This window comes from Streptomyces calvus (assembly GCF_006782915.1).
Taxonomy (GTDB): Bacteria; Actinomycetota; Actinomycetes; order Streptomycetales; family Streptomycetaceae; genus Streptomyces; species Streptomyces calvus.
In genome coordinates this window covers 61,344-78,861 of record NZ_VCNP01000025.1, presented here as the reverse complement: position 1 = coordinate 78,861, position 17,518 = coordinate 61,344, and the positions used below count along the sequence as shown (strand labels likewise).

Sequence of the window (17,518 nt, the reverse complement as noted above, 5' to 3'; positions counted from 1 at the left end):
CCTGTCAGCAAGGTCGTCAATCCCCCGCGCACGAGTTGTCGACGACCGGCGTCCACCGCGCGGAGTGCGTCAAGGCCGCGCCCTCCCGGCACCCCATGGAACGGCCGCCCCGGGTTCGCCCTGGGTACGCTGACGGTGCCGGTCAGACTGCAGCACATGGGAGCGATCATGAGCGCCGCACGCGACTACGGGCTGGACGACGACTACGAGTGGCCTCGTCCGCCGGTGGGTGGCTGGACGGCGGACGACCTGGACGAGCTTCCCAACCTGCCTCCGCACACGGAGCTGATCGACGGGAGCCTCGTCTTCGTGAGTCCGCAGACCAACTTCCACTCGCGCGTCATCCGGCTTCTGGACAATGCCCTGCTGGCGCACGTGCCGGACGGGCTCGACGTCCAGCGTGAGATGACCATCAAGCTCGACCGGCGCAACCGTCCCGAGCCCGACGTCCTGGTGTTCAAGGCGGACGCCGATACCGGCCCGGGGCAGACCTGGTACCGGCCGGAGGACGTCGTGATCGTCGTGGAGGTCGTGTCCAAGGACTCCGAGGAACGGGACCGCGAGGTCAAGCCCCGCAAGTACGCGGCCGCGGGCATCGCGCACTACTGGCGCGTCGAGCAGAACGACGGACTCCCCGTGGTCTACGTCTACGAACTGGACCCGATGACCAAGTCGTACGTGCCGATGGGGATCTTCCACAACCGGCTCAAGCTCACCGTCCCCTTCCCCGTCGACATCGACCTCACCGCCGTCGAGCGCCGCCGTTAGGCCGAGCAGCCCAGCCCTTCGGGCACCTCGCCGGTCAACGGCTGCGCAGCGCCCGGCGGGAAGGACGTCCGCAGGGTGAAGGCGTACGGCGTCGGGCCGTTGGCGCGCAGGTGGAGGATGCGGGCCTCGGCCTCCGCGACCGTCGGGCGGTGACCGGACGGCACCCACCGCAGGAGTCGTCGAAGACGGCGATGTCCGTCGCGTCGCCCCCTTCGCCCTCCAGGCGCCGGACGGAACCGTCGGCGGCGTCGGCGTCCGTGTTTCACCGGGTCGCGGTCGCCTACGACTTCAGCACCGCCTCCATGACCGCCCGCGCGATCGGGGCCGCCGTGCCGCCGCCGCTGATCTCGCGCCGGTTCGCCGCCGCGTCCTCGACCACCACCGCCACCGCCACCTTCGGCTCCATGTCCTCCTCGTGCTGCGCCCAGGAGATGAACCAGGCGTACGGCGTCCCGGAGTTGCCCAGACCGTGCTGGGCGGTGCCCGTCTTCCCGCCGACCACGGCACCGGGGATCGCGGCCTTCGTGCCGGTGCCGTCCTCCACCACGCCGCGCATCAGCTCCCGCAGCCGCATCGCCGTCGCCGGGTGCATCGCCCGCCGCACCGGACGGGACCCGGCCGCGGAGACCGTGCCGCCGCCCGCCCGCGTGGTCCGCTCCACCAGGTACGGCTCCCGCACCTGCCCGCCGCCCGCCACCGCCGCCGCGACCATCGCCATCTGCAACGGCGTGGCCCGCGTGTTGTACTGCCCGATCGACGACAGCGCGAGCTGCGCCCGGTCCACCGAGGTGTCGAAGGTGCTGCGGGCCACGGGGAAGGGGATGCGCAGGTCACCGCGGTTGAAGCCGAAGTTCTCCGCCGTGGCCCGCATCCGCGCCACGCCCGTGGTCACGCCCAGCCGGGCGAAGACCGTGTTGCAGGAATGGATGAACGCCTCCCGCAGCGAGGCGTCCGCGCAGCCCCGGGACCCGTTGGTCAGCCGCGTCGTCGTCCCGGGCAGGGTGTACGGGTCGGGCGAGTCGGTCGGCTCGTCGAGATCGCCCACCGTGCCCGCGTCCAGCGCCGCCGCCGCGGTGACCACCTTGAACGTCGAACCCGGCGGATACGTCCGCTGCACCGCCCGGTTCAGCATCGGCCGGTCCGGGTCGGCGTTCAGCCCGGCCCAGGCCTCCCGCGCCGTCCGCCCGTTGCCGGACAGCAGCCCGGGGTCGTACGACGGGACCGACACCAGCGCCAGGATCCGGCCGGTCGACGGCTCCACCGCCGCCACCGCGCCCTTGCGTGAACGCAGCCCTTCGTACGCCGCGCGCTGCGCCGCCGGGTCGATGGTCGTCATCACCTTGCCGCCCGCGTTGCGGGAGCGCGTGAACTCGTTCCACAGCGGCAGCGGCGCGAGCACCGGGGCGGTGCCGGAGAGCAGGTCGTCCTCCGTGTGCTCCAGCAGCGTGGTGCCGTACTCCTGCGAGGCGAAGCCGGTCACCGGCGCGTACAACGGGCCGTCCAGGTAGGTCCGTTCGTAGCGCAGGTGCTCGCGTGTGTCCCGCGAACCGGTGACGGGCCGGCCGCCGACGAGGATGTCGCCGCGCGGCTGCTGGTAGCGGGCGATGGCGTCGCGGCGGTTGGCCGGGCTGGACTCGTAGGCGTCGGCCCGCAGCACCTGGACGCGGGCCGCGTTGACCAGCAGGGCGACCAGCAGCAGGGCGCAGAACAGGCCGGCGTGCCGGATGTGCCGGGTCACCGCACGGCTCCCGCGTCGCCCTGCCGCCGGGCGCAGTCGCTCAGCCGGACCAGCAGCGCCACGATCGCCCAGTTGGTCACCACCGACGAGCCGCCCTGCGCCAGGAACGGCATCGCCATCCCGGTGAGCGGGATCAGCCCGGTCACACCGCCCGCGATGACGAACACCTGGAGCGCCACCAGCGAGGCGAGGCCCACGGCGAGCAGCCGGCCGAACGGGTCGCGCAGGGCGAGGCCCGCACGGTAGCCGCGTTCCACCAGCAGCCCGTAGAGCAGGATGATCGCGGACAGTCCGGCCAGGCCCAGCTCCTCACCGGCCGTCGCCAGGATGAAGTCGGACTTCACCGCGAAGCCGATCAGCACGGAGTGCCCGAGCCCGAGTCCGGTGCCGAGGACGCCGCCCTCGGCGAAGGCGAACAGGGACTGGGCGAGCTGGTTCGGGCCCTCGCCCGCCTCGACGGAGGCGAACGGGTGCAGCCAGGTCTCGATCCTGCCGTGCACATGGGGTTCCAGCCGGCCCACGGCCACCGCTCCCAGCGAGGCCAGCAGCAGTCCGAGGGTGATCCAGCCGGTGCGGCCGGTGGCGACGTACAGCATGACCACGAACAGGCCGAAGAACAGCAGCGAGGTGCCGAGGTCCCGCTCCAGGACCAGGACGCCCACGCTGACCAGCCAGACGGCGACGATCGGGCCGAGCACCCGGCCGGTGGGCAGGTGCAGCCACCGGTCGCGGCGACCGGCGTAGGCCAGGGCGCCCCGGTTCGCGGCGAGGTACGCGGCGAAGAACACGGCCAGCAGCACCTTCGCGAACTCGCCGGGCTGGATGGAGAACCCGGCGACGCGGATCCAGATCCGGGCGCCGTTCACCGCCGGGAACAGGATGGGGACGGTCAGCAGGACGAGCGCGGCGGTGACGCAGAGGTAGGTGTAGCGCTGCAGCACCCGGTGGTCGCGCAGCACCAGGACGACCCCGATGAACAGCGCCACGCCCAGGGTCGACCAGACCAGTTGGGCCGGGGCGGCCGGATCGCCGGGCGCCTCCAGGTCGAGCCGGTAGATCAGCACCAGGCCGAGGCCGTTGAGCAGCACCCCGATCGGCAGCGGCAGCGGGTCGGCGTGCGGGGCGCGCCAGCGCACCGCGAGATGCGCCATCAGGGCGAGCACACCGAGCCCGGCGCCGTAACCGGCGGCGCCGGGCGGGACGGTGCCGTTCCTGGCGAGGCCGACGGCGCAGTAGCCGTACACCGACAGCAGCACGGCCAGGACGATCAGGGCGAGTTCGACGCCACGGCGCCGGGGGAGACGGACGGTGGGCGCGGGCGGATCAGCCGTCGCCAGGGTGATACCGGCCTTACTCATGTCCGGAACTTACCCACATGGACCGCCTTGCGGGCTTCGGTGGTCAGCACCAGCGTGGCGCGGGACCGATGTTGTCGATGTACCGGGCCGGACCCCAGGCCCAGGTGCCGTCCGTGAGGAGGTACCAGAGCGGGTTGCCGTCCACCTTGTCGCCGGGGACCTTGCAGAAGATCGAGACGATGTCGCCCTTGTGGGCGTACCGGATGACCTGCGAACCGCGGGTCGGGGCGCTGCGCAGGGCCAGCCGCTGCGCCGTCACGACGCCCTTGTAGTCGCCCTGGTCGCCGTTGCCGCCGGTGTTCTGGTGGTTGCCGTCGCCGCCCATGCCGCCGACGCCACCGGTGTTCTGGTGGTTGCCGTCGCCGCCCATGCCGCCGACGCCGCCGGTGTTCTGGTTCGCGTCGCCCATGCCGCCGGTGTTCTGGTTCGCGTCGCCCGTGCCGCCGGTGTTCTGCTGGTTCCAGTGGTCGTTGCCGCCCTGCTGGGCGGAGCCGTTGTCGTTGCCGTTCCCGGACTGCTGGCTCCAGTTCCCCTGGTCGCCCTCGGCGGGGTCGTCGGCGGCGACGGCGGGCGTGACGGCGGTGGCGATCGCGAGGGCCCCGGCGGCGAGCGCTATGGGCAGACGGCGGGTGAGCGGGGGACGCGGGGACATGGCAGTACCTCCATGTAGGGGGAGAAAACGGGTCGAAGGTGACCTGTCGCCACACTAGGAGCGTCTCCCCGACCCTCGCCCGCCCTGCTGCGCCATCGGGGACGGCGCTGCGCCCTCCGGGTCACTGCGGGGCGCGGCCGGCTACTCCGTCAGGTCCTCCAGCAGGCGCGCCGTGGTCAGCCCCGCCCGCAGGTAGTCGACGAACAGGTCGTTGTGCAGGGCCCAGGAGGAGCGGCGGGCGCGGATCAGCCGGATCGCCGCCTCCGCCGTACCGCCCTGGCGCACCAGCGCGTGCGCGACCACCAGGCCCGACCGGTTGTACCCGTGGTAACAGCGCACGAGGACCGTACGGCCGCCGTCCAGCGCCTCGCACGCCGCCTCGGCCAGCCGGATCACGCCCGCGAGCTGCGTCCCGTCCAGCGGCCCGTCGGGGATCGGCCACACATGGTGCTCGACCCCGGGATCCGGCCCGTACCCGGGCAGCCGCAACAGCGTCTGCACAAGATCGAACTGCCGGTCGACGACGGCGGACTCCAGCCGTCCGGACAGGGCCCGGTACTGGTGCCCGCCCATCCACAGACCCGGCACGATCTCGTCCCACGGACTGTCCGGAGCCGGCACGTCGGGTTGATTTCCGCGGGTACGCAACGGCGCCTCCCCACCCTCACCGCCCAACTGCTCTCCAAGGTAACCGGCTTCTTGCCCCCGGAGCACCCGCCTGTTCCCATGGAGATGGGGTGATGGTGCATGGAACAACCGCGCGTCATACCGACCTGGCGGCACGGCCGCGAAAGGCTCTACGTCTGCCTCCCGGACGGCAGGAACCTCGCCTGGTACGACCGTGAGACGGCCCGGGTGAACCTGCTCTCCCAGGACCACGAGGAGAGCGTCCTCGACGCGCTGGGCCCCTTCCTCACCGGCCCGGTCTCGGTCGGCCCGCCCCCGCTGCCCACCCCCGCCGAGCTGGCCAGGCTCGCCCTGCACCCCGACGACGACCTCGCACCCAACCGCCCCGGCGAAACCCTGCTGATCGCCCTCGACCGCGACCCCGGCCCGGCCCACCGGCTGCGCCCGGACCCGCGTCGCAGGGCGCTGGCCGCGGAGCGGGCCGTGGGCGGGGCCCTGGACCGCATGGACGGCGCCGGCTGGCACACCCTGCACTCGGTGCCGCTCCCCGGCGGCGACCGCGTCCACCACCTGCTGATCGGCCCCGGCGGCCTGTACGCGGTCCACGCCCTGTACGCGCACAGGCGCCGGGTGACGGTCGCCGACCCCGTCGTCGCGCTCGGCCGGCAGGAACCGCGCCCCCTGCTGCGCCGCGTCCGGTCCGACGCCCACCGCGCCTCCCACGCCCTGACGGCCGAGGTGCACCCGGTGCTCGTCCTGGTCGAACCCGCCCAGGTGTCCGTCCCGGCCCCGCCCCGCGAGGTGCGGGTGGTGACCGACGACGCGCTGGGGGACCTGACCCGCTTCGGCGGCGTCCTCAAACCGGCCGACGTGGAGGCGCTGCACGCGATCGCCCGCGACCGGAACACGTGGGCCCGGTTGTGACCGGCTGGGTCCGGCCGGGAGTGGCTCGGGGTAGAGGGCACGCGCGGGCCTGGTTGTGACCGGGTGGCCCGGGGTGGCTTAGGCAGTGGGGTCGCGTGGGGTCTGGTTGTGGCCGGTTGGCTCGGGGTGGTTCGGGTGGGCGGCGGGGGGGTGTGGGGCCTGGTTGTGGCCTGCTGGGCCCGGCCGGGGGTGGCTCAGGGCAGTGGGGTCGCGTGGGGTCTGGTTGTGGCCGGTTGGCTCGGGGTGGTTCGGGGGGCGGCGGGGCGGTGTGGGGCCTGGTTGTGACTGGCTGGGCCCGGCCGGGAGTGGCAGGGCAGAGGGCCCGCGTGCGCACGGCTGTGACCGGCCGGGTCGGCCGTCGAGGTGTCTGGGTCGGCGGAGAAGGCGCCGCTCAGGGCAGCGGGCCCGCGTGTGCCGGGTCGAGCAGGGGTGCCAGCAGGTCGCCGTAGTCCTGGAGCCGCGGGGCGATGTCGCCGGCCCGCAGGGCCAGGCGGTCCGGGGCCCGGCAGTCCGCCACCTCCTCCCAGGTCACCGGCGCCGACACCAGCGGTTCGGCCCGTGCGCGCAGGGTGTAGGGGGTGGCCGTGGTCTTGCGGGCCGCGTTCTGGCTCCAGTCGACGAACACCTTCCCGGGGCGCAGGCTCCGCGTCATCCGGTGCAGCACCAGCCGCGGCATGGCCTTCTCCGCCTCCACGGCGAGCCCCTTGGCGTACTCCGACACCCGATCGGAGGAAGCACCCCGCACCGCGGCCAGCAGATGCAGCCCCTTCGACCCGGACGTCTTGGCGTACGCCTCGATCCCGTCCGCCGCCAGCCGCTCCCGCAGCCACAGCGCGACCTCGCAGCAGTGCACGATCGTGGCGGGCGCCCCGGGGTCCAGGTCGAACACGATCCGGTCGGCCTGCTCCGGGTCCCCGATCAGCCACTGGTGGGTGTGGAACTCGGCGACGAGGTTCGCCGCCCACATCAGGCTCGGCAAGTCCTGCACCAGCACCATCCGGGCCGGTCCCTCGCTCCGCGGCACCTCGGCGGTGGTGACCCAGTCGGGCGTGCCCGGCGGCACGTTCTTGGTGAAGAACACCTGGCCGTCGGGCCCGTCCGGATACCGCAGGAAGGACACCGGACGCTCCCGCAGATGGGGCAGCAGCACGTCGGCGACGGTCGCGTAGTAGTGCAGTACCTCCGCCTTGGTGAACCCGGTGGCGGGATACAGCACCTTCTCCAGATTGCTGAGCGCGAGCCGTCGCCCCTCCACCTCAGTGATAGGCGCCATACGATGAGAATCCCACGTAAAGCATGACAAATGCTCCGACACTGATCGGCAGACGACCGGAAAGGTGCTGCACGTGAGATCCATTTGGAACGGCGCGATCTCGTTCGGCCTGGTCAGCATCCCGATCAAGCTGGTGAACGCCACCGAGAGCCACGCGATCTCGTTCCGCCAGATCCACACGGAGGACGGCGGCCGGATCCGCTACCGCAAGTTCTGCGAACTGGAGGACCGCGAGGTCAGCGGCCAGGAGATCGGCAAGGGCTACGAGGACGCGGACGGCACGATCATCCCGATCACCGACGAGGACCTGGCCCGGCTCCCGATCCCCACCGCCAAGACGATCGAGATCGTCGCCTTCGTCCCCGGCGACCGGATCGACCCGCTCCAGATGGACGCGGCGTACTACCTGGCGGCGGGCGGGGCGCCGGCCGCCAAGCCGTACACGCTGCTGCGCGAGGCGCTCAAGCGCAGCAACAAGGTGGCCATCGCGAAGTTCGCGCTGCGCGGCCGGGAGCGGCTCGGCATGCTCCGGGTGGTCGGCGACGCCATCGCCATGCACGGCCTGCTCTGGCCGGACGAGGTGCGCGCCCCGGAGGGTGTCGCGCCCGACACCGGCGTCACCGTCCGGGACAAGGAACTCGACCTCGCGGACGCCCTGATGGACACCCTCGGCGAGGTCGACCTGGACGACCTGCACGACGAGTACCGCGAGGCCGTGGAGGAGGTCATCGCCGCCAAGGCGGCCGGCGAGGCCCCGCCGGAGGCCCCCGCCCCGGAACGCGGCGGCAAGGTCCTCGACCTGATGGCCGCCCTGGAGAACAGCGTCCGCGCGGCCCGCGAGTCCCGCGGCGAGCAACCGGCGAAGGAGGCCGAGGTCAAGCCGCTGCCGCAGCGCGGGAGCCGTGCCACGCCCAAGGAGACCGGCGGCAAGAAGTCGACGTCGGCGGCGAAGAAGACGGCGGCGAAGAAGACCGCGTCCTCCGCGAAGAAGTCGACGGCGAAGTCCGGCCGGGCCGGGACGGGGGAGGGGACCGGGAAGTCCTCGGCGAAGAAGACCCCCGCGAAGAAGACCGCGGCCAAGAAGACCGGCTCCCGCAAGCGCTCCGCCTGACGCCGCCCCGGCCGCCCCGGACCGGCTCCGGCCGGCACTCCGCGTGCCGCCGCCCCGGACCGGTTCCGGCCGGCACTCCGCGTGGCCCCGCCCCGGACCGGTTCCCGAGAACGCTAGGCCTGAGCCGCCTGGACGGTCCGAACGTGTCGCGCAAGCGCTCGGCCTGAGCTGCCCCGGACGGACCGAACCGGTTCGCGCAAGCGCTCCGCCTGATGCTGCCCGGACGGCCCGGACCGGCCACGCCAGGGTTTCCGCCTGACGCTGCCCCGGTCGCCCCGGTCGCCCCGGCCGCCCGGCCGCCCCGGGTCGGCACGCCAAGGTCTCCGTCGGACCCCGCCCCGGACAGGCCGGACCCCGCCCGGACCGCCCCGGACAGGCCGGACCCCGACCGGACCGCCCCGGACAGGCCGGACCCGGCCCGGACCGCCCCGGACAGGCCGGACCCGGCCCGGACCGCCCCGGACAGGCCGGACCCCGACCCGGACCGGCCCGAACAGGCCGGACCCCCCGAGACCCGGACGGCCCGGACCGGCCGGACCCCGACCGAACAGGCCATGCCCGGTCCGGCGCCCTTACGCCACCCGGCGCAGTGCCAGCACCGCGTTGTGGCCGCCGAAGCCGAAGGAGTTGCTCAGCACCAGGTCGCCGACGGGCGGCAGGGGCCGCGGCGCGCCGCGTACGACGTCCAGGTCGATCGCGTCGTCGACCTCCGCGCAGCCGACCGTGGGCGGCACCAGCCCGTGGTGCAGCGTGAGCACCGCGGCCACGGCCTCGACGCCGCCCGCGGCACCCTGGAGGTGCCCGAGGTGGCCCTTGAGCGCGGTGACCGGCACGTCCCGCCGGCCGAGCACGCCGCGCAGGGCCCGCGCCTCGGCGAGGTCGCCGTCGACGGTGGCGGTGGCGTGCGCGTTGACGTGGACGACGTCCGCGACCTGCCCGCCCGCGTCCCGCACGGCCCGGCGCAGTGCCAGCGCGATGCCGTCGCCGGAGGGGTCGGGCGCCGCGACGTGGTGGGCGTCGGCGGACAGCCCCCAGCCGGCGGCCTCGCAGTAGATACGCGCGCCGCGGGCCCGCGCGTGCTCCTCGGACTCCAGCACGAGCACGCCCGCGCCCTCCCCGTTGACGAACCCGTCGCGGCCCTTGGCGAAGGGGTGCGACGGCGAGCCCGTCGCGGGGTCGCCCTCGGCCAGTGCCCGCATCGCGGCGAACGACGCCATGATGGCCGGAGTGACGACCGCCTCGGCGCCGCCGGCGAGCGCCACGTCGACGCGCCCGTACCGGATGCGGTCGACGGCCTGGCCGATCGCCTCGGTGCCGGAGGCGCAGGCGCTGGTGACGGTGCGTGCCTCTCCGGTGATGTGCAGGTCGAGCGAGACCTGGGAGGCCGCCTGCGAGGGCACGGTCATGGGCGTGGTGAGCGGCGAGACACCGCGCGGCCCCTTCTCCCGCAGCCTGCGGTCGCCGCCGACGAGCACGGACGCGTCACCGAGGATGGCGCCGAGGCTCACGCCGACCCGCTCCGGGTCGAGCCCGCTGCCGCGTGTGCCGCCCTCGGCGTAGCCGGCGTCGGCCCACGCCTCGCGCGCCGCCAGCACCGCGAACTGCGCGGCCCGGTTCATCCGCCGCGCCGCCTGGCGGGGCAGCAGTTCCGCCGGGTCCACCGGCACGGTGCCGGCGATCCGCACCGGCAGCCCGTCGAACTCCTCGTCCGTCAACTCCCGTATGCCGTGCCGTCCTTCCAGCAGCCCCTGCCACAACTCGCCCGTGCCGACGCCGAGCGGGGTGACGGCACCGAGCCCGGTGACGACGACCCGCCGCGCCCCGGCCGCCTCCGCCGCACGCACGGGACGCGGCTCGTGCGCGACGATGTCGCCCTCCCGGTCGGCCTCGACGGCCCACCGGCGCACCTCGGTGTCGGTGACGGCGTCTCCCGGCTCGTCGGAGTCCAGGTGCCAGGAGCCCCAGCGGCGCACGTACGTCACCTCGGTGGCCGTCGGGTCGACGGCGCGCAGACGGTGCAGCCGGTCCCCGTCCCGGAACTCCACTCCGTCCAGGGCGGGTGAGCTCACCCGCGGGACCGCGGCGACGTCCAGCCGGCGCCCGGCGACCGTGACCCGCTGCTCGCGGCGCAGCGTCTCCTCGCGGTCCACGCCGCCCAGCGGCGGCCGCAGGGTGAACCGGATCACCTCCGGCGCCTCGGGCAGCGTGTGGGTCACGACGTACCAGCGGTGCCGCGTCGCGTCCTCGCGCGTCAGGGCGAGCAGGTCGCCGGGGACGACTTCGGCGGCGGTAACCCGGTACGGGCGTATGGGCACTTCGGGCGTCTCGGGGGAGTGGGTCATGGCGCGTGCATGCTCTCTTTGATCCGAACTGTCGTACTGGGGCTGTTACGAGTGTTCTGTACGAAGTGCGAACGGACCATCGTTGAATAGCGAACATGCCCGATTTGCCACGTTCTACCATGTGAGTGACCCGAGACACACCCGCCAACTCGCTTTCTCCATAGGCAAGTTGACCGAAGGCGCGTGGCGTGTGGAAAACGTCACGGCCCGCTCGCCGCCTCCCACACCTCACCCGCCAGCTGTTCCGCGTACCCGGTCGGCGACGGCTCGTCCGGCAGGTGCGCGGGCACCGTGGTGCCCTTCTTCGGGCCGGGCCGGTCGGCGAACAGCGCCACGGTCACGGCGAGTCGGGAGTCGTAGCCCACGGACCACACCGTGCGCCGGGCGACGCCTCCGCCCGCCCCGGCCGTGAAGAAGGCTCCCGGCCCGCCGTCCCCGCCGTCGCCGCCGGCCCCGGCGGCGACGTACGGGCCGGTGCCCGACCACCCGGCGGAACGCTCGTGCGCCCGGGACGTCACCACGAAGGCGCCCTTCTCGTCCAGCACCCGCCGCGTTCCGGGGCGCGCGGTGTGGACCGACCGGCCCTCGCGCGTGATCCGGGCCACAGTGCGGGGAGCCGCGTGCACGCCGTCCGCCGCCACCGCCGCGTACGCCGAGGCCAGCCGCAGCGGTGTGGGCGCCGTCGAGCCGTGCAGCCCGCGCAGCGGACCGTCGAGCCGCACCCCCTCGAACGGGTCCAGCACCGAGCCGGCCTCCACCGCACCGCTGACCGCGTCGTTGAACGGCTGCCGCGCGTAGTCCGCCCCGCCGTACAGCACCCGCACCGCCCCGTCACCGGGCTCGATCCCCACCACCGCCGTGTGCGTCCGCACCGCACCGCCGCCGGATTCCTCCGCGTGGTTCTCCACCGCCTCGGCGGTCGCGTCCTGCAGCGCCAGGTCGAAGGTGGTGTGCACGGTGTAGCCGCCGCGCGCCAGCTGGTCCTCGGTGATGCCGAGCCGGCCCGCCGCCTCCTTCGCGGCCACGTCGATCAGATACTGCCGCTGCCCCTCCGTCTCGCCCGGCGGATAGAACCGGAACGCCGGGAAACGGGCCTGCCGGCGCTGCGCTTCCGTGATGCCGCCGCCCGCCTCCATCGCGTCGAGCACCCACTCCCAGCGGTGCCGCAGCTTCGCCGTCACCTCCGGGTCGGAGCCCGCCTTCTCGTAGTACGAGGGGATGTTGACGATCGCCGCCAGGGCCGCGCCCTGGGAGACGGTGAGGTCCTGCGGCGCCACGTCGAAGTAGTTCCGCGCGGCGGCCTGGACACCGGCGGCGCCCCGGCCGAAGTACACCGTGTTGAGGTAGCCCTCCAGGATCTCGTCCTTGCCGCGCGTCCGGTCGAGTTTGATCGCGATCAGCGCCTCGCGCGCCTTGCGCGTCAGCGACCGTTCCGGGCTCAGCAGCGCGTTCTTCACGTACTGCTGCGTGATGGTGGAACCGCCCTGCGGGGCGCCGCCGGACACGGTGGCCCACACCGCGCGGGCGACGGCGCGCGGCGACACCCCGGAGTCGGTGCGGAACGACCGGTTCTCCGCCGCGATCACCGCGTCCTGGACGTGCCGGGGCACCTGCGACAAGGGCACCTCCTGCCGGTCGACCGGCCCGCGCCGGCCCAGGTAGGAGCCGTCGGCGTCGACGAAGACCGTGCTCTGCACCACCGTCTCGGGGTGCGGCTCGGGGATGCCGGTCAGCCGGTACGCCACGACGGCCGCACCGCAGACGGCCGCCAGCAGGACGGCGAACGTGACGAGCAGCCGCCGCAGCCACCGTCCGCGTCCGCGGCGCAGACGGATGCGCAGGGGCACTCGGGGGCGGTCCGGGGACCTGCGCAGCAGCCGGCCGACGGCCTCGGGCCGCCTCACGAACGCCACGCACCGACGGGCACCGGCCGGGCGACCGCCGGTCCGGCGTCCGAGCGGACCAGGACGTCACCGGCCGCGTCGTACACCGTGACCGCAGGGGCGGCACCGGGAAGGACGGCGTCCACGGCGGGCTCGGCACGTTCCGTGGGGAAGCCAGGGCGTCCCGTAGGGAAGACCGGGTGGCGTTCGAAGCGCGGGTCCGGTTGTCCCGTACGAGAGTCTGGTTGTCCCGTGCGTGAGTCCGGGTGTCCCGTACGGGAGTCCGTACGTCCCGTCCCGGAGTCCGGGTGCCCCGTGCGTGAGGCCGTACGTCCCGTACCGGAGTCCGGGTGTCCCGTGCGGGAGTCCGTCGGGGGTGTCCTCACGTACCACACGCCCCATCCCGGACTGCCCGCCAGCGTCAGCACGTTCGCGGTGACGGTCCGCCCGTCGAGCCGGACCTCGACGCGCGCCGGCTCGCCGCGCAGGCCGTGGTACACGCCGGTCCGGAAGTACGAGCCGTCGGACAGTTCCTCGCCCAGTACGGAGACACCCGGCCGCGTACGGTCCAGGTTGCCGTCGCGCACCGGGCGGAACCGGCCGGGCCCCTGCGGGGACGACCAGTGCGGGCCGTCCGGGGTCAGCCAGATCTCCACGCCCTCAGCGGCCTGCACCCGCTCACCCGGGGCGACGAGCCGCATCGGGCCGGGCTCCGGCAGGTCGGGAACCTCAGCGGCGCCGGTGGCCCCACCGCCCGTGAGGGAGCCGAGGGCGAGCGCCGCCGGAGGCGCCAGCAGCAGGGCGCACCCGGCGGCGGCCACGCCCGCCCGCCGCCGGCGCCGCAGCGCGCCGTCGCGCCGGATGCCGTCGAGCGGAACGGGCGGCGGCACCGTACCGGCGAGCAGCGCGGCGAACCCGGCCCGCCGCTCCTCGGCCCCGGCCTCCTTCTCCGCGCGCCGGACCCACGCGCGCACCGCCCCCACCGAACACCCGAGCACCTGCGCGATCTCGGTCTCCGTCAGCCCCTCACCGTGCCGCAGCACCAGCACGGCCCGCCGCCGGCCGCCCGGGCGGCGCCTGCGCAGGAACCCGCGCACCAGACACCGCCGTACGTGGAAGTCCACGTCGTCGCGCGGGATCCGCCGCCACCGCGCGCACACCCGCACCAGCGTGCGCCGCGCCAACTCCTCGGCCGCGTCCGCGTCCTCGGTGAGCCACAGGGCGACCGCGACCAGCCGTGGCCACGCCGCACGCGCATGATCCGCGAAGTCGTCGCCGGCGTCCGGCCATTGGGGCGACGGCCCGGAGGCGAAAGGCACGTACGTCACCTCCTCGACGGCCGGGACGTGGCGCCGCGCGCCCACCCGCACGACGGGTCGATGGATCCCGGCACCCGTGTTCATCGTCTTCCTCCAGGGATGTGCTTCGATGTGCGCGACCTGCGAAACCTGTACGCATGGGGGCGACGGCCGGGTTGCAGGGGAAAATCCGAGACTCCGGTGGAGGGCATGACCGAGGACGAGTTCGACGCTTTCTACGCGGCCGCTTTCCCCCGTCTGACCGGGCAGTTGTACGCCTTCACCGGGGACCTCGGCGAGGCCCAGGACGTGGTCCAGGAGGCGTTCGTACGGGCCTGGGACCGGCGCCGGAAACTCCTGGCCGACGAGGCGCCCGAGGCCTGGATACGCACCGTGGCCATGCGGTTGGCGGTGAGCCGCTGGCGGCGCGCCAGACGCTGGCTGGAACTGGTGCGGCGCACCCCGCCGCAGGAGTCGACCCCCGGCCCGGGACCCGAACGCGCCGCCCTGGTCGCCGCGCTGCGCCAACTGCCCGAGGCCCAGCGCATGGCGGTCGTCCTGCACCACCTGTGCGACCTCAGCGTGGAACAGGTAGCCTCCGAGACCGGCGCACCCGTGGGGACGGTCAAGGCCCGGCTGTCCCGCGGACGGGCGGCACTGGCCAGACACCTGGCGGTGGACGAGGCCGAGGCCGAGGAGCCGGCCTGGAGGGAGGGCGGCCGTGTCGGATGAACTCGCCCGAGCATTGCGCGAGTTGGCGGCACAGCACGAGACGCCGCCGCGCCTGGACGCCGCGCGGGTCCGCGACCTCGCCCGGCGCCGCTCCCGCCGCCGCAGGGCGACGGCCGTGCTCGGCACGGCGGTCACGGCGGCCTGCGCACTGGCGGCCCTCGCCTTCACCCTGCACCCCGACGACCCGGGCGGCCGCCGTCAACTGCCGGGCACGGCCTCGGACCGCCCGACCACCGGCACGCCGACCTCGCCTCCCGTTCCGACTCCCGCCCCGGCCGGCGTCCTGGACCTCGGCGGCCACACCCTCACGGTCGGCGACCGCGTGATGCGCGTCGACTCGCACTCCTTCGACCGGTTCCCGCCCGGCAGCCGCATGACGGTGGTCGCCAAGGCCGACCTGCGGCTGCTGCCGCTCGAGGCCGGCGCAGGAGCGGGCGGCCAGGAGGTCAAGGAGATCAAGGTCCCGTACCTGGTGGAGCTGCGCACCTCCGACGGGGAACCGGTCTACGCGGGCGCCCTCGCCTTCGACACCAGGGCCCTCGCCGGCCTCGCCGCCGGGACCGGCTGGGTGGGCATGGACATCCGGGACGCCGAGTGGTTCTACCAGCGGATCCGGGTGGGCGACCGCATCGAGATCACCTCGACGGCCGACCCGGACGCGCAGGCCACGACCGCCGTACCGGACACGGCCGGGACGGCCGCAGCACCGGAGCCCGCCGGGACGGCCGCCGTGCCGGAGCCCGCCGGGACGGCCGCCGTGCCGGAGACCGCCGGAACGGCCGCCGTACCGCAGGCGGCTGGAACGGCCGCCGTGCCGGGAACCGCGACAACGGCCCGGGCCGGTACGGCCGCCGCCCGTACGGAAGCCGCGGAGGCGGACCGAGCACCGTGACCGTCCCGGCGCCGACCGACCGGCGCGCCGGAACCGTCCCCTCACGACGGACAGCCGTACCGGAACGTCACCCCACTGCGGACAGCGGTACCGGAACCGTCACTTCACGACGGACAGCCGTACCGGAACGTCACCCCACTGCGAACAGCCGTACCGGAACAGCCACTTCACGACGGACAGCCGTACGGGAACCGTCACCTCACGGCGGGCGCCCGCACGTACGGCGCGTGGGGAACGCCGCCGGTGCGGGCCCGGTCAGTGGCTGCCGGTGAGTTCGCCGCTGAGCGTGGCGTGCATCCGGGCGCTCGGCTCGTTGAGGCCGACGATCTCCACGCTCTTGCCGCGCTGGGCGTACTTGGTCTCGACGGCGTCCAGCGCGGCGACCGAGGAGGCGTCCCAGATGTGGGCGGCGGACAGGTCCACGACGACCTTGTCGGGGTCGCCGGCGTAGTCGAACCGGCCCACGAGGTCGTTGGAGGAGGCGAAGAACAGCTCACCGGTGACCCGGTAGACGACCGTGCCGCCGTCGGGATCGGTGACGGCGGTCACCTCGGCGAGATGCGCGACGCGCTTGGCGAAGATGACCATCGCGGTCAGCGAACCGACCACCACACCGATGGCCAGGTTGTGGGTGGCGACCACACACACGACGGTGACCACCATGACCGTGATCTCCCCGGCCGGCATCCGCTTCAGCGTCTTCGGCGCGATGGAGTGCCAGTCGAAGGTGGCCACCGACACCATGACCATCACGGCGACCAGCGCGGCCATCGGGATGTCGGAGACGACCGGTCCGAAGGCGATGCACAGCACCATCAGGAACGCGCCCGCCAGGAACGTCGACAGTCGGGTACGGGCCCCGGACACCCGTACGTTGATCATCGTCTGGCCGATCATCGCGCAGCCGCCCATGCCGCCGAAGAAGCCGGTGACGATGTTGGCCACGCCCTGCCCGACGGACTCACGGGTCTTCGAGGAGCGGGTGTCGGTGATGTCGTCGACCAGCTTCGCCGTCATCAGCGACTCCATCAGCCCGACCAGCGCCATGGCCAGCGCGTACGGCGCGACGGTCGTCAGGGTGTCCCAGGTGAACGGCACGTCCGGCAGACCGGGCACCGGCAGCGAGGACGGCAGCGCTCCCTTGTCGCCCACGGTCGGTACGGCGATCCCGGCCGCGACCGTGACGACGGTGAGCACGACGATCGACACCAGCGGCGCCGGGACCACCGTGGTGATCCTCGGGAAGAACACCATCAGCGCCAGACCGGCGGCGAGCAGCGGATAGACGGCCCAGGGCACGTCGGTCAGCTCCGGCACCTGCGCCATGAAGATGAGGATCGCGAGCGCGTTGACGAAGCCGACCATCACGCTGCGCGGCACGAACCGCATCAGCTTCGCCACGCCGAGCGCACCGAGGACGATCTGGAAGACACCGGCGAGGATGACGGCGGCGACGAGGTAGCCGAAGCCGTGCTCGCGGTTGAGCGGGGCGATGACCAGGGCGACCGCGCCGGTGGCCGCGGAGATCATGGCCGGGCGGCCGCCGACGAGCGCGATGGTCACGGCCATCGTGAACGAGGCGAACAGCCCGACCGCCGGATCGACACCGGCGATGATCGAGAAGGAGATCGCCTCGGGGATCAGCGCGAGCGCGACCACGAGACCGCCGAGCACCTCGGTGCGCAGCACCTTCGGATCGGACAGCCAGGACGGACGCCGGGAGCCGCGCAGCCACGCGGCGGGGGACAGTGCGGAGGAGGACAAGACGAAGGAAACCTGTCGTGCTCGGGCGCGTCCGACGGCACGGCGGGCGCGCGGGAAAGGGCAGATCAAGCGGAGCGGGCGAACAAGACGGAGCGGGTGAACAAGACGAAGCGGGCGGAGAGTGACGGGACGGCCGCCGACCGGAAGGCCGGAAGG

At 73.7% G+C, this 17,518-nt stretch carries 14 protein-coding genes and 1 pseudogene; 5 read left to right on the top strand and 10 right to left on the bottom strand.

What is annotated here, in order from left to right; all coding sequences use genetic code 11:
- Positions 1–168: 168 nt before the first annotated feature.
- Positions 169–768 (top strand): Uma2 family endonuclease, encoded by a 600-nt coding sequence (locus FGW31_RS10860; RefSeq protein WP_142193184.1) that lies wholly within the window; start codon positions 169–171, stop codon positions 766–768.
- On the opposite strand, the pseudogene FGW31_RS10855 reads toward FGW31_RS10860, so the two are convergent.
- From FGW31_RS10855 to FGW31_RS10835, 5 genes and pseudogenes are all read right to left on the bottom strand, one after another.
- Positions 765–1,030: pseudogene (locus FGW31_RS10855) on the bottom strand (DUF3291 domain-containing protein); the annotation flags it as partial. The gene FGW31_RS10860 and the pseudogene FGW31_RS10855 sit on opposite strands and share 4 nt — an antisense overlap.
- An 18-nt stretch (positions 1,031–1,048) precedes the next feature.
- Positions 1,049–2,506 (bottom strand): penicillin-binding transpeptidase domain-containing protein, encoded by a 1,458-nt coding sequence (locus tag FGW31_RS10850; RefSeq protein ID WP_142193183.1) that lies wholly within the window; start codon positions 2,504–2,506, stop codon positions 1,049–1,051.
- Positions 2,503–3,864 (bottom strand): FtsW/RodA/SpoVE family cell cycle protein, encoded by a 1,362-nt coding sequence (locus FGW31_RS10845; RefSeq protein WP_142193182.1) that lies wholly within the window; start codon positions 3,862–3,864, stop codon positions 2,503–2,505. Before FGW31_RS10845 ends, FGW31_RS10850 begins: the two co-directional genes overlap by 4 nt.
- Positions 3,865–3,907: 43 nt before the next feature.
- Positions 3,908–4,516, bottom strand: coding sequence for an SH3 domain-containing protein (locus tag FGW31_RS10840; RefSeq protein WP_142193181.1), 609 nt, complete (start codon positions 4,514–4,516; stop codon positions 3,908–3,910).
- Positions 4,517–4,657: 141 nt separating this feature from the next.
- On the bottom strand, positions 4,658–5,164 hold the full coding sequence (locus tag FGW31_RS10835; RefSeq protein ID WP_182675239.1) for a protein-tyrosine phosphatase family protein: 507 nt from the start codon (positions 5,162–5,164) through the stop codon (positions 4,658–4,660).
- 99 nt (positions 5,165–5,263) lie between these two features.
- Here FGW31_RS10835 and FGW31_RS10830 point away from each other — a divergent pair, with 99 nt between their 5' ends.
- Positions 5,264–6,067 carry an NERD domain-containing protein gene (locus FGW31_RS10830; RefSeq protein ID WP_142193179.1) on the top strand — a complete coding sequence of 268 codons (804 nt, stop codon included), beginning with the start codon at positions 5,264–5,266 and terminating at the stop codon, positions 6,065–6,067.
- Positions 6,068–6,458: 391 nt separating this feature from the next.
- Here FGW31_RS10830 and ligD read toward each other — a convergent pair whose 3' ends face one another.
- Complete coding sequence (ligD, locus tag FGW31_RS10825) at positions 6,459–7,340, bottom strand: non-homologous end-joining DNA ligase (protein ID WP_142193178.1); 882 nt, start codon at positions 7,338–7,340, stop codon at positions 6,459–6,461.
- A gap of 73 nt (positions 7,341–7,413) precedes the next feature.
- Between ligD and ku the strand changes: the two genes are divergently transcribed.
- A complete protein-coding gene (ku, locus tag FGW31_RS10820) occupies positions 7,414–8,451 on the top strand; it encodes a non-homologous end joining protein Ku (protein ID WP_444545119.1) in 1,038 nt (345 codons plus the stop codon).
- Positions 8,452–9,023: 572 nt separating this feature from the next.
- Here the strand turns inward: ku and FGW31_RS10815 are convergent.
- The 3 genes from FGW31_RS10815 to FGW31_RS35255 form a co-directional block, all read right to left on the bottom strand.
- On the bottom strand, positions 9,024–10,793 hold the full coding sequence (locus FGW31_RS10815; RefSeq protein WP_142193176.1) for a beta-ketoacyl-[acyl-carrier-protein] synthase family protein: 1,770 nt from the start codon (positions 10,791–10,793) through the stop codon (positions 9,024–9,026).
- Positions 10,794–10,993: 200 nt separating this feature from the next.
- Entirely contained in the window at positions 10,994–12,697 is a 1,704-nt protein-coding gene (locus FGW31_RS10810) for a transglycosylase domain-containing protein (RefSeq protein ID WP_373303458.1), read from the bottom strand.
- Positions 12,694–14,079: a sigma factor-like helix-turn-helix DNA-binding protein gene (locus FGW31_RS35255; protein WP_220450370.1), complete on the bottom strand. Its 1,386-nt coding sequence runs from the start codon at positions 14,077–14,079 to the stop codon at positions 12,694–12,696. The genes FGW31_RS10810 and FGW31_RS35255 overlap by 4 nt, the downstream gene beginning before the upstream one ends.
- Positions 14,080–14,184: 105 nt before the next feature.
- On the opposite strand from FGW31_RS35255, the gene FGW31_RS10795 reads away from it, so the two are divergent.
- A complete protein-coding gene (locus FGW31_RS10795) occupies positions 14,185–14,706 on the top strand; it encodes a SigE family RNA polymerase sigma factor (protein ID WP_142193175.1) in 522 nt (173 codons plus the stop codon).
- Positions 14,696–15,598: a hypothetical protein gene (locus FGW31_RS10790; protein WP_185907424.1), complete on the top strand. Its 903-nt coding sequence runs from the start codon at positions 14,696–14,698 to the stop codon at positions 15,596–15,598. The genes FGW31_RS10795 and FGW31_RS10790 overlap by 11 nt, the downstream gene beginning before the upstream one ends.
- Before the next feature lie 255 nt (positions 15,599–15,853).
- Here the strand turns inward: FGW31_RS10790 and FGW31_RS10780 are convergent, their stop codons facing one another.
- Positions 15,854–17,362: a SulP family inorganic anion transporter gene (locus FGW31_RS10780; protein WP_142193174.1), complete on the bottom strand. Its 1,509-nt coding sequence runs from the start codon at positions 17,360–17,362 to the stop codon at positions 15,854–15,856.
- Positions 17,363–17,518: the final 156 nt, after the last annotated feature.

What these genes read in the sequence shown, in the direction of transcription:
- FGW31_RS10860 (WP_142193184.1), top strand. Translation starts at nt 169, where the DNA reads ATGAGCGCCGCACGCGACTACGGGCTGGACGACGACTACGAGTGGCCT.
- FGW31_RS10830 (WP_142193179.1), top strand. Translation starts at nt 5,264, where the DNA reads ATGGAACAACCGCGCGTCATACCGACCTGGCGGCACGGCCGCGAAAGG.
- FGW31_RS35255 (WP_220450370.1), bottom strand. Translation starts at nt 14,079, where the DNA reads ATGAACACGGGTGCCGGGATCCATCGACCCGTCGTGCGGGTGGGCGCG.
- FGW31_RS10845 (WP_142193182.1), bottom strand. Translation starts at nt 3,864, where the DNA reads ATGAGTAAGGCCGGTATCACCCTGGCGACGGCTGATCCGCCCGCGCCC.
- FGW31_RS10815 (WP_142193176.1), bottom strand. Translation starts at nt 10,793, where the DNA reads ATGACCCACTCCCCCGAGACGCCCGAAGTGCCCATACGCCCGTACCGG.
- FGW31_RS10840 (WP_142193181.1), bottom strand. Translation starts at nt 4,516, where the DNA reads ATGTCCCCGCGTCCCCCGCTCACCCGCCGTCTGCCCATAGCGCTCGCC.
- FGW31_RS10795 (WP_142193175.1), top strand. Translation starts at nt 14,185, where the DNA reads ATGACCGAGGACGAGTTCGACGCTTTCTACGCGGCCGCTTTCCCCCGT.
- ligD (WP_142193178.1), bottom strand. Translation starts at nt 7,340, where the DNA reads ATGGCGCCTATCACTGAGGTGGAGGGGCGACGGCTCGCGCTCAGCAAT.